The organism is Streptomyces sp. Y7 (assembly GCF_043195415.1).
In the GTDB taxonomy this organism is placed as follows: domain Bacteria; phylum Actinomycetota; class Actinomycetes; order Streptomycetales; family Streptomycetaceae; genus Streptomyces.
Genome location: NZ_JBIDDQ010000035.1, coordinates 36,314 through 47,762, shown reverse-complemented (window position 1 = coordinate 47,762; position 11,449 = coordinate 36,314). Strand labels below are relative to the sequence as shown.

Below are 11,449 nucleotides of genomic sequence, written 5' to 3'. Positions count from 1 at the left end.
CGTACTCCGGGGGTGCACGCCTGTCTGTGTCAGAGCCCCGCTATGGGGTTCCTCAGGTTGCCGACGAGCTGGAGGGCGCCGGCCGGGTCCGCCAGGTCCACCATCTGCTTGTTGTTCCGCAGCTGGAGGCGGTTGAGGCAGGACAGCGCGAACTCGGGCGCGAACATGTCGTACTGCTGGAACTTGTCGGCGAGTTCGGGCATCGAGTGCTGGTAGTCCCGGGTGACCTCGGCGACCGTGCGCCAGAAGTCGTCCTCCTCCAGGATCCCCTCCGTCGCGAGGTTCGCGGCGAGGAAGCGGAAGAAGCAGTCGAAGACGTCCGTGAAGATGGACAGCAGCTTCTTGTCCTCCGGCACGTCCACACGCAGCCGCTCGACCGTCGGCGGCAGTACCGCGTCCGGGTCCATGACGGCGATCTCCTCGGCGATGTCCTTGTAGATCGCGCGCTCGACGGCGCCGTCCTTCAGGACGAGGATGACGTTCTCGCCGTGCGGCATGTACACCAGGTCGTAGGCGTAGAAGCTGTGCAGCAGCGGGGTGAAGTACGCCTTGAGGTAGCGGCGCAGCCACTCCGTCGGCGTCAGGCCCGACTGCTCGATCAGCGCGCCCGCGAAGGAGGCGCCCTCGTGGTCGACGTGGACGAGGGAGGCCATGGTGGCCAGCGACTCGCCCTCACGCAGGGCCGACACCGGGCTCTCGCGCCACAGCGCCGCCAGCATCTTGCGGTACGGCGAGTAGCGGTCCGTCGCCGCCTCGTACTCCAGGTGCCGGTAGCCGACGGCGGCACGCTCGCGGATGATCGACAGGCCGGTCTCGCGCAGCACCGGGTCGTTCTCGATGAGCTGGGCCAGCCAGTCGTTGATGGCGGGCGTGGCCTCCATGTAGGCCGCCGACAGACCCCGCATGAAGCCCATGTTGATGACGGACAGCGCCGTCTTCACGTAGTGCTTCTCGGGGCTGGAGGCGTTGAAGAAGGTCCGGATGGACTGCTGGGCCAGGTACTCGTCGTCGCCCTCGCCCAGGCAGACGAGGTGCTTACGGGCCACCTCGGCGGCGAAGGTCACCGTGAGCTTGTTCCACCACTGCCAGGGGTGGACGGGGATGAGGAGGTAGTCGGCCGGGTCGAGGTCCTGCTCGCGCAGGACGCCGTGGAACCGCTCGACGGTCTCCGCGCCCAGCTCGTCACGGACGAACGACTCGTAGTCGATGCCGACGCCGGCCGTGAACGCGGCGCGCGACCGGTGGGCCGCGAGCCACACCAGCCGGACGGGGCTCGCGGTCTCGGGGGCGTACGAGAGGTACTCGTGGATGCCGAAGCCGAGCCGTCCGTTGTTGGCGACGAAGCAGGGGTGGCCCTCGGTCATGCCGGTCTCGATGGCCTGGAAGCCGGACCCGGCCAGCTCGGCGACCGGGACCTGCGGCTTGGTGAGCTTGTAGCAGGTGCCGGAGAGGGTGGAGGAGATCTCCTCCAGGTAGACCGGCAGGACCTCGTCGCTCAGGCCGAGGGACTTCTGCAGTTCGATGAAGAAGTCCAGGGCGGCGAGCGGGAGTTCGGCCCCGTCCCGGTGCCGCGTGATCGAGTCGGCGTCGACCTGCCAGTGGTCGAGCGCGCGGAGCACCGCGGTGAAGGTGTACCGGGTCAGGCCGTCGTCGCTGCGGACGACGTACCGGTCACCGTCTTTCTCGGGGGTGATCAGCCGCTCGTGCGCGAACTCGGCGAGGGCCTTGCGGATCAGGAGGCGGTTGGCCCGCGCCCAGCGGTGGGGGGACAGATGCGCTACGGCGTCGGACAGGGTCATACGGCTGCTCCTCGGGCCGCCAAGAACTGCTCACGTGTGCAGAAGCTCAGCAGCGCCATCTTTTCCGGCTTCTGGATTTCCCGTTCGGGTACGAACCCGACGGCTTCGTTCAGGGCGTGCACGGCCTTGTTGTCCACGTCCGGCTCGACGACGACACGCCGCACCGCGGGGTCCTCGAAGAGGTGCGCCATCACGGCGGTGATGACGGACCGGGTGAACCCGCGGACGGGCCTGTCGGTGGGCGGCGTCAGGAAGTGCATGCCGATGTCGCCCGGCTGCGGCTCGTAGAGGCCGACCAGTTCGCGGTGAGCGGGGTCGTAGTACTCCATCAGGAAGGCCGGTTCGCCGTCCCGGAGTCCGAGCGCCGCGTGGTGGTGCTCGTCCGCCGCGATCTCCATGTAGGCGCGCTCGACGTCCACCAGAGTCGCGTCCTGCATCATCCAGAAGGCCGCCTTGGGGTGGGTGACCCAGCCGTGCAGCAGCTCGGCGTCCCGGAGGGGGTCGAGGGTGCGGAATGTGAACGTCATACGGAGAACTCCTGGAACGCGATCGTCTTCTCGACCGGGTAGTACTCGGTGCCGAGCAGCTCGCGGATGATGTACGCGTTCCGGTACGGGCCCATGCCCAGGTCGGGGCTGGTGATGCTGTGCGTGTGGACGCCGGCGTTCTGGAGGAAGACACCGCGCCCGGTGACGTCGACGGCGTAGTTGCGGGCGACGTCGAAGTTGCCCTGCGAGTCGTAGACCAGGCGGTCCTTGACCGGCGTCAGGAACTCCGGCTCGGCGTACTTGTAGCCGGTGGCCAGCACCAGGCCCTGCGAGTCGAGCTCGAACTCCTTGCCCTGCTCCTCCTGGCGGAAGGACAGGGTGTACGTGCCGTTCTCGTACCGCGCGCCGTTCAGCGCGGAGTTGGTGAGCAGCCGCGTGGGCACGGGGCCGCCGAGGTTCTTCTGGTAGAGCAGGTCGAAGATCTCGTTGATCAGGTCGCCGTCGATGCCCTTGAACAGGCCCTTCTGCTCGGCGGTGAGCCGGTAGCGGGTGGCCTCGGGGAGCTCGCGGAAGTAGTCGACGTACTCCGGGGACGTCATCTCCAGCGTGAGCTTGGTGTACTCCAGCGGGAAGAAGCGCGGGGAGCGGGTGACCCAGTTCAGCCGGTAGCCGTGGACGTCGATCTCGCTGAGCAGGTCGTAGTAGATCTCGGCCGCGGACTGCCCGGAGCCGACCAGGGTGATCGACTCCTTCTTCTGGAGCTCCGCCTTGTGCTGGAGGTAGCGGGAGTTGTGCAGGAAGTCGCCGCCGAGCTCCCGGCAGGACTCGGGTATGTAGGGCGGGGTGCCCGTGCCGAGGACGAGGTGACGGGCGCGGTAGGTGTCACCGGCGGCCGTCCGGACGACGTAGACCTCGTTCTCGTACGTCACCTCCGTGACCGTGGTGTTGAAGCGGATGCTGCTCAGCTTGTTCGCGGCCCAGCGGCAGTAGTCGTCGTACTCGACCCGCAGCGGGTAGAAGTTCTCGCGGATGTAGAACGAGTACAGCCGGCCCTTCTCCTTCAGATAGGCCAGGAAGGAGTACGGCGAGGTCGGGTCGGCCAGGGTGACCAGGTCCGACATGAACGGGGTCTGGAGGTGGGCGCCGTCCAGGAACATGCCGGCGTGCCACTCGAAGTCGGGCTTGGACTCCAGGAAGACGCCGTCGAGCTCGTCGATCGGCTCGGTCAGGCAGGCGAGGCCGAGGTTGAACGGGCCGAGCCCGATCCCCACGAAGTCATGGGTTCTGGTCGGGTTTTCAGGACGCGCGGTCAAGGGACTCTCCCAGGTACTGCTCGGCGTGGCCGGCGATCAGGTCGAGGACGGCGGCGATGTCTTCGGTCGTCGTCTCGGGGTTGAGCAGGGTGAACTTCAGGTAGTGGCGGCCCTGGACCTTCGTGCCCGCGACCACCGCGTCGCCGGAGGCGAACAGGGCCTTGCGGGCGTACAGGTTGGCGCGGTCGATCTCGGCCGGATCGGTGACCGCGGCCGGGATGTAGCGGAAGACGAGGGTGGAGAGCGTGGGCTCCACGACGACGTCGTAGCGCGGGTCGGCGGCCAGCAGCTTCCAGCCCTCCACGGCCAGGTCGCAGACCTCGTCGAAGAGCTGCCCGATGCCGTCGGCGCCCATCGTGCGCAGCGTCATCCACAGCTTCAGGGCGTCGAACCGGCGGGTGGTCTGCAGGGACTTGTCGACCTGGTTGGGGATGCGCTCGGTGACCATGCGCTTGGGGTTGAGGTACTCGGCGTGGTAGGTCGCGTGGCGCAGCGTCGAGGCGTCCCGGACCAGCACGGCCGACGAACTCACCGGCTGGAAGAAGGACTTGTGGTAGTCCACGGTGACCGAGTCGGCGCGCTCGATGCCGTCGATGCGGCCCCGGTGCTTCACGGAGGCGAGCAGACCGCAGCCGTAGGCGGCGTCGACGTGCATCCAGGTGTCGAACTGCTCGCACAGCTCGGCGATCTCGGGCAGCGGGTCGATGGAGCCGAAGTCGGTGGTGCCGGCGGTGGCGACGACCGCCATCGGGACCAGGCCGTCCTTCCTGCAGCGCTCCAGCTCATGGGCGAGCGCGACGGTCTGCATCCGCTTGTCGTGGTCGACGGGGATCGACACGACGGCGTCCTGGCTCAGGCCGAGCAGTTTCGCGGACTTCTTCACGCTGAAGTGGCTGACCTCGGAGGCGAAGACACGCAGTTTCGCGAACGAGTCGGACTTGGCCTCCTCACGCGCCAGCAGCAGCGCCTGGAGGTTGGACTGCGTGCCGCCCGAGGTGAAGACACCGTCGGCGTTCTCGCCCAGCCCTATGCGAGCCGTCGTCCAGTCGATGAGCTTGCGCTCGATGAGGGTGCCGCCGGCCGACTGGTCCCAGGTGTCCAGGGAGGAGTTGACGGCGGAGAGGATCGCCTCGCCGAGCACGGCCGGGATGACGACCGGGCAGTTGAGGTGGGCGAGGTAGCGGGGGTGGTGGAAGTAGATCGCGTCCCGGAGGTAGACGTCCTCCAGCTCGTCGAGTACCGCGGCGGTGTCGAGCAGCGGCTTGTCGAGGTCGATCGCGTCGATGGTCGGGGCGAGGGCGTCGACGGTGACACCGGTGAACGGACGGTCGGTGGCGGCGAGTTTGGCTGCCACCCGCTCTATACCTTCGGTCACGGAGCTGCGGTACCGCTCCGCGGTCGTGTCATTGAGCAGGTGCGAGCGCATGGGGAGGTCCTCCGGTGGGGACGGGCCGTGAAGTGCGGGTGCCGTGCGGGGATGCCGTACAACTTAGGTTAGCCTAACCTAAGTTCCTTTGGATCAAGGCGCCCGTGAGGGTGACTACGATCACTTACGTCGCAGTAGGCGCCCGAGTGCCTTGCTTTCAGCGGCAGTTACGCCTGCTCGCGCAGCTGCTCCTCGCTCAGGCCCTGTCGCCAGTACCCCACGAAGGTGACCCGGCGCCGGTCCACGCCGCGCTCCCCGACGAAGTGCCGGCGCAGCGCCTTCACGCACCCCGACTCGCCGGCGATCCAGACGTACGGGCGCTCGGCGGACGGGAGTTGTGCGTCCCGGACGGCGTCGAGGGCCATGGGGGACCCCTCGGCGCGTGCGCCCTCCTGGACGAGCCAGGTGATCTCGGCGTCGGCCGCGGTCGTGAGGTCCTGGATGTCCCCGGCATCGTGCACTTCCAGCCACACCCGTGCGCGGGTGCCGGACGGCAGCGTTTCGAGGATGGCGGAGATCGCGGGAACGGCGGTGTCGTCGCCCCAGATCACCACGAGGTCGGTGTCCTGCGGCGGCCGGAACCGGATCGCCCGGTTGTCGGCGACGGCGGGCCCGAGCAGCAGGACCCGGTCACCGGCGGCAGCCCGGGAGGCCCAGCGGGAGGCGGGGCCCGCCGGGGTGGCCGCGCCGGGCTCGATGCCGTGCAGGACGAAGTCGATGTCGATCTCGTCGGGGTTCCGGCGCAGCGCCCGCAGCGTGTACGACCGCATCACGGCCCGTACGTCGTCCGGGAGTTCCCGCCAGCCCTGCCACCATCCGTCGCCGAGCTCGACCGGAACCTGCGGCTCGCTCTGCCCCGGGTGCGGCAGGAACAGCGACAGGGACTGGTCGCGGCCGTCGGAGAAGAAGTGCCGCAGATCCTCCCCCGCGAAGGTGACCCGCACCAGAGACGGACCGAGCCGCCTCGTCCGTACGACCTGGAGAGAGAAGAAACGGAACGGGGCGGCTACGGCCGTGGTCATGGGGGGTAACTCCTGAATCGGCGTCAGGGAATCCGACCTGCTTTTTGAGGGCGCGGGGAACTGCGCGACCAGCCACGACGGGCCCGCAGTCGCCCCGTAACCCCAAGTGGCCCTTGTCTAGGCGACCTTCTTGGCCTTCTCGATGGCCTCGGCCAGGCTCGTCAGCAGCGGCGTGCACTTGGCGTACGACAGGATCGGCTCGGGCGAACGCGCGATGACCTGCCCGGCCTTCACCGCCGGCAGCTTCTTCCAGGTCGCCTCGGCGATGTCCTTCGGCTGAATCGTCGAGGAGCGGTCGTCCATCATGATGATGTCGGCCGGGTACTTGTCGACGTTCTCCCAGCTCAGGCTCTCGAACCAGCCGCCACCCTCCTTCTTGGCACTCTCCGGCGGCTCGACGAAGTTCACGCCGAGGGCCTTGAAGTACTCGAGGTCGATGGAGAGGTTGGTGCCGGAGACGTAGAAGATGTCCTGGCTGGCGGAACCGGCCATCACCTTGATCTCGGGGCGCGACTTGGCGGCCTTGCGCAGACGCTCGGCAGCGGCCTCGAAGTCCTTCTTGGACTGGGCGACCTTGTCGGCCTTCAGGTCCGCGCCGAGGGACTCGGCCAGCTCCCACATCCGCTCCAGCGGCTGGGTGATCTGGCGGTCGTAGACGGAGATGGCGGCGCTCGGGGCGAGCTTGGCGATCTTGTCCTTGGACGCCTCGGGGACGTACCAGAGGGTGCCGGCGCTGTCGAAGGTCGTGGAGATGAGGACCTCGGGGGCGAACGCCGCGTACTGCTCGACGTTGAACTGGTCCCAGACGTTGCCGAAGACCGTCAGCTTGCTGACGTCCATGTCGCCGGCCTGGACGTCGGCCTTGCCGTCCTGCGTCTTGGTCGGGCCGAAGACGCCCTTGACCTCGATGCCGTAGTCGAACAGGGCGGCCGCGACGCCGACGAAGGCGACGATCTTCGTCGGGACCTTGTCGAGCTTGACCGTGGTGCCGCGGTCGTCCTTGAACGTCCAGGGGCCGGACTTGGCAGCCGTCGTGGCCTCGTCCGAGCCACCGTTTTTCGCGTCGTCGTCCCCGCAGGCCGCGAGCACGGCCCCGAGGCCGAGGGCGCCGCCCGCGGCGAGGATGCCGCGACGGGTGAGGTGGGTGGCTCTTGCGTTGGACATGGGTACGCTGCTTTCGAACAGGGCGGATCACCGGCCGGACAATTCGAAGGTAGGTTAGCCTAACCTGAGCTGATGTCCAGGGGTGGGGGCCCTTGTGATCGAAGCTGTCCGCAAGCTGTGAGGGCGCCTCGCGCGACTGCTGAGGCCCAACGCCCTTGTAATCAAGGGACGTTGGACCTCCAATCGGTGAGCGGTGGGCTCAGCCCACCAGCCCCAGTTCCCGGGCGATCAGCATCCGCTGCACCTCGCTCGTGCCCTCGCCGATCTCCAGGATCTTGGAGTCGCGCCACATGCGGGCGACCGGGTACTCGTTCATGAAGCCGTAGCCGCCGTGGATCTGCGTGGCGTCCCGGGCGTTGTCCACGGCGACCGTCGAGGAGTAGAGCTTCGCCAGGGCCGCTTCCTTCTTGAAGGGTTCGCCGGACACGAGGCGGCTGGCCGCGTCGCGCCAGGCGAGGCGGGCCGTGTGCGCCTTCATCTCCATGTCGGCGATCTTGAACTGGATGGCCTGGTTGGCCCCGATCGGGCGGCCGAAGGCGTGCCGTTCCTTCGCGTACTTCACCGACTCGTCGACACAGCCCTGCGCCAGGCCCGTCGCCAGTGCCGCGATGGCGATACGGCCCTCGTCCAGGATGCGCAGGAACTGGGCGTAGCCGCGGCCCTGCTCGCCCAGGAGGTTGGCCGCCGGCACGCGGACGTCCTGGAAGGACAGCTCACGGGTGTCCGAGGCGTTCCAGCCGACCTTGGAGTACGGGGCGGCGACCGTGAAGCCCGGCGTGCCGGAGGGGACGATGATCGACGAGATCAGCGGCTTGCCGTCGGGCTTGCGGCCGGTCACCGCGGTGACCGTGACCAGGCCCGTGATGTCCGTACCGGAGTTGGTGATGAAGCACTTGGTGCCGTTGATCACCCACTCGTTCGTCGACTCGTCGAGGCGGGCCGTGGTGCGCGTCGCGCCCGCGTCCGAGCCGCCGTCGGGCTCGGTCAGGCCGAAGGCGCCCAGCATCTCGCCGGCGCACAGGCGGGGCAGCCACGTGCGCTTCTGCTCCTCCGTGCCGAAGAGGTGGATCGGCATCGCGCCGAGCGAGACGCCCGCCTCCAGCGTGATGGCGACCGAGGAGTCCACCCGGGCCAGTTCCTCCAGCGCGATGCCCAGCGCCAGATAGTCGCCGCCCATGCCGCCGTGCTCCTCGGGGAACGGCAGTCCGAACAGGCCCATGCGGCCCATCTCCCGGACGATCTCGTACGGGAACTCATGACGCTCGTAGAAGTCGCCGATCTTCGGCGCCACGACGTCGTGCGCGAACTCCTCGACCGTACGGCGGAGTTCCTCCAGCTCGGGGGAGAGACGGTGGTTCATGGCTGTTCACTGCTCCTTGTGGGAGAGGGCTCGTACGGTGCGGGACGGGCTGGGTCGGCCCAGTTGTTCGGCCATCCACGCGCTCGTGGCGACGAGGCGGTCGAGGTCGACGCCGGTGTCGATGCCGAGGCCCCGCAGCATCCACACGAGGTCTTCCGTGGCGAGGTTTCCGGTGGCGGACTTGGCGTACGGGCAGCCGCCGAGGCCGCCGGCCGAGGCGTCGACGGTCGTGACGCCGTGTTCCAGGGCGGCGTAGGTGTTGGCGAGCGCCTGGCCGTAGGTGTCGTGGAAGTGCACGCCGATGACGTTCGTCGGCACCCCCTCCTCGTTCAGGAGGGAGAGGAGTTCGAGCACATGGCCGGGGGTCGCGACGCCGATGGTGTCGCCGAGGCTCAGCTCGTCGCAGCCCATCGCGACGAGCGCCTTGCAGACCCGGGCGACCTGGTGGAGCGGGACCGCGCCCTCCCAGGGGTCGCCGAAGCACATCGAGACGTAACCGCGCACGTGCAGGCCCTCGTCCTTGGCGCGGCGCACCACCGGGTCGAAGACGCCCAGCGACTCGTCCAGCGTCCGGTTGAGGTTGGCCTTGGCGAAGGACTCCGTGGCGCTCGCGAAGACGGCGATCCGGCGGGCGCCCAGACTCAGGGCGCGGTCCAGGCCCCGGGCGTTGGGGACCAGGACGGGCAGGGACACGCCCTCCAGGCCGGAGACGAGCGGGAACAACTGCTCGGCGTCGGCGAGCTGGGGCACCCACTTCGGGTGCACGAAGCTCGTCGCCTCGATCGTCGTCAGCCCCGCGTCGGCGAGCCGGCGCACGAACTCCGCCTTGATCTCGGTCGGGACGGTCGTCTTCTCGTTCTGCAGGCCGTCGCGCGCGCCGACCTCGTGGATGCGGACCCGCGCGGGCAGATCCGCGGCCGGCACCGTCATGGGCAGCGTCATCAGTCCTCCTCCACCGGGGTGATGACCGCCAGGACCTGGTCCATGGCGACCGTCGTGCCGGGTGTGACGTCCAGTTCGGCGACCGTGCCGGCGTGCGGGGCGGAGATGACGTGCTCCATCTTCATGGCCTCCACCACCAGCAGGCTCTGCCCGGCGGCCACTTCGTCCCCCACGGCGACCTTCACCACCGTCACCGTCCCGGGCATGGGCGCGGTGAGCGAGTCGGCGCCCGCGTGGGCCGCCCCGGTGAGGGAGGCGGCCACCGGGTCGTGGTCGCGCACATGCCAGGCGTCGCCGTCCCGGCCCAGCCAGTCGGCGGCGCGCCGGAAGGTGTGGCGTACGCCGTCGAGGGTCACGGACACGTCGTCGTCCGTGACGGTGGCGGTGCCGCGCGGGACGTACTCCACCGGATCCTGCACCCGCAGGTGGAAGCTCACGGGCCGTGCGGTACCGCCCAGCCGCCAGCCGCTGGGCACCGAGAACGGGTCCGTCCAGCCGTCGCCCGCCGGCCGCAGCGCCTCGTGCCGGACGGCCGCCGCCGCCTCGTACACCTCGTCGGGTACGTCCGTGGCGACCAGGTCGTCCACCACCCGCTCGACCAGGCCGGTGTCCAACTCGCCCGCGACCACCGCCGGATGCGCCAGCAGCCGCCGCAGGAACCCGGCGTTGGTCTGCACGCCCAGCGTGACCGTCTCCGCCAGCGCCGCCCGGAGCTTGCGCAGCGCGGTCGCGCGGTCGGGGCCGTACGCGATCACCTTGGACAGCATCGGGTCGTACAGGCTGCCGACCTCCGTGCCCTCGCTGAGCCCGGAGTCGGTGCGGACGCCGTCGCCGTGGGGCTCGCGCAGCCTGAGGACCGTGCCGCCCGACGGCAGGAACCCGCGCGCGGGGTCCTCGGCGCAGATACGGGCCTCGACCGCGTGGCCGGTGAGCGTCACGTCGTCCTGCCCGAAGGCCAGCCGTTCGCCCGCCGCGACCCGCAGCTGCCACTCCACCAGGTCCAGGCCGGTGATGAGCTCGGTGACCGGGTGCTCCACCTGGAGACGGGTGTTCATCTCCATGAAGTAGTAGGAGGACGGGTCGCCGCCGGGCACGATGAACTCGACCGTGCCCGCGCCCCGGTAGCCGCAGGAGCGCGCCGCCTGCACGGCCGCCTCGCCCATGCTCGCGCGCGTGGCCTCGTCGAGGAGCACGCTGGGCGCCTCCTCGATGATCTTCTGGTGGCGGCGCTGGAGGGAGCACTCGCGCTCGCCCAGGTGGACGACGTTGCCGTGGCCGTCGGCCAGCACCTGGATCTCGATGTGCCGGGGCCGGTCGACCCACCGCTCGACGAGGAGCGTGTCGTCCCCGAAGGAGGCGCGGGCCTCGCGGCGGGCGGCGGCGATCTCGTCCGCCAGCTGCGCCTCGTCCCGCACCAGCCGCATGCCCTTGCCGCCACCGCCCGCGGACGGCTTGAGCAGCACCGGCATGCCGATCTCACGGGCGGCGTCCGCGAGTTCGGCGTCGGTGAGGCCGCTGCCGCTGGAGCCGGGCACGACCGGCACGCCGGCCGCCTTCACCGTCTCCTTGGCGCGGATCTTGTCGCCCATCAGGGAGATGGCGTCGGCGGGCGGGCCGATGAAGACCAGCCCCGCGTCGGCGCAGGCGCGCGCGAAGTCGGCGTTCTCCGCGAGGAAGCCGTAGCCGGGGTGGACCGCCTGTGCGCCGGTGCGGGCCGCGGCCTCCAGGAGCCGCTCCACGGACAGATAGCTCTCGGACGCCGGGGCGGGACCGATCCGTACCGCGGTGTCGGCCTCCCGGACGTGCCGGGCGTCGGCGTCCGCGTCGGAGTACACGGCCACCGAGCGCACGCCCATCGAGCGCAGCGTACGGATCACGCGGACGGCGATCTCGCCCCGGTTGGCCACGAGGACGGTTTCGAACATGCTCATCAAG

Annotated in this window: 9 protein-coding genes; all 9 read right to left on the bottom strand. The window is 69.5% G+C overall.

All coding sequences use genetic code 11. The features are described 5' to 3' along the window. Positions 1 to 29: 29 nt before the first annotated feature. The 9 genes from ACGFW6_RS41305 to ACGFW6_RS41265 all read right to left on the bottom strand — a co-directional run bounded on the left by ACGFW6_RS41305 (position 30) and on the right by ACGFW6_RS41265 (position 11,439). Complete coding sequence (locus tag ACGFW6_RS41305) at positions 30 to 1,799, bottom strand: IucA/IucC family protein (RefSeq protein ID WP_393521871.1); 1,770 nt, start codon at positions 1,797 to 1,799, stop codon at positions 30 to 32. Continuing rightward, positions 1,796 to 2,326, bottom strand: coding sequence for a GNAT family N-acetyltransferase (locus ACGFW6_RS41300; protein WP_393521869.1), 531 nt, complete (start codon positions 2,324 to 2,326; stop codon positions 1,796 to 1,798). The genes ACGFW6_RS41305 and ACGFW6_RS41300 overlap by 4 nt, the downstream gene beginning before the upstream one ends. Then, positions 2,323 to 3,600: a lysine N(6)-hydroxylase/L-ornithine N(5)-oxygenase family protein gene (locus tag ACGFW6_RS41295; protein ID WP_393521867.1), complete on the bottom strand. Its 1,278-nt coding sequence runs from the start codon at positions 3,598 to 3,600 to the stop codon at positions 2,323 to 2,325. Before ACGFW6_RS41295 ends, ACGFW6_RS41300 begins: the two co-directional genes overlap by 4 nt. Further along, positions 3,584 to 5,026 (bottom strand): lysine decarboxylase DesA, encoded by a 1,443-nt coding sequence (gene desA / locus ACGFW6_RS41290; RefSeq protein WP_393521865.1) that lies wholly within the window; start codon positions 5,024 to 5,026, stop codon positions 3,584 to 3,586. The genes ACGFW6_RS41295 and desA overlap by 17 nt, the downstream gene beginning before the upstream one ends. 167 nt (positions 5,027 to 5,193) lie before the next feature. Next, the gene (locus ACGFW6_RS41285) at positions 5,194 to 6,048 is read right to left on the bottom strand and encodes a siderophore-interacting protein (protein ID WP_393521863.1); all 855 of its coding nucleotides are present in this window, start codon (positions 6,046 to 6,048) and stop codon (positions 5,194 to 5,196) included. 117 nt (positions 6,049 to 6,165) lie between these two features. Beyond that, on the bottom strand, positions 6,166 to 7,212 hold the full coding sequence (locus ACGFW6_RS41280) for an ABC transporter substrate-binding protein (protein WP_393521862.1): 1,047 nt from the start codon (positions 7,210 to 7,212) through the stop codon (positions 6,166 to 6,168). A 199-nt stretch (positions 7,213 to 7,411) separates the two neighbouring features. Then, positions 7,412 to 8,572 (bottom strand): acyl-CoA dehydrogenase family protein, encoded by a 1,161-nt coding sequence (locus tag ACGFW6_RS41275; RefSeq protein WP_393521860.1) that lies wholly within the window; start codon positions 8,570 to 8,572, stop codon positions 7,412 to 7,414. 6 nt (positions 8,573 to 8,578) lie between these two features. After that, the gene (locus tag ACGFW6_RS41270) at positions 8,579 to 9,514 is read right to left on the bottom strand and encodes a hydroxymethylglutaryl-CoA lyase (RefSeq protein ID WP_393521858.1); all 936 of its coding nucleotides are present in this window, start codon (positions 9,512 to 9,514) and stop codon (positions 8,579 to 8,581) included. Continuing rightward, positions 9,514 to 11,439 (bottom strand): acetyl/propionyl/methylcrotonyl-CoA carboxylase subunit alpha, encoded by a 1,926-nt coding sequence (locus tag ACGFW6_RS41265; protein ID WP_393521930.1) that lies wholly within the window; start codon positions 11,437 to 11,439, stop codon positions 9,514 to 9,516. Before ACGFW6_RS41265 ends, ACGFW6_RS41270 begins: the two co-directional genes overlap by 1 nt. Positions 11,440 to 11,449: the final 10 nt, after the last annotated feature.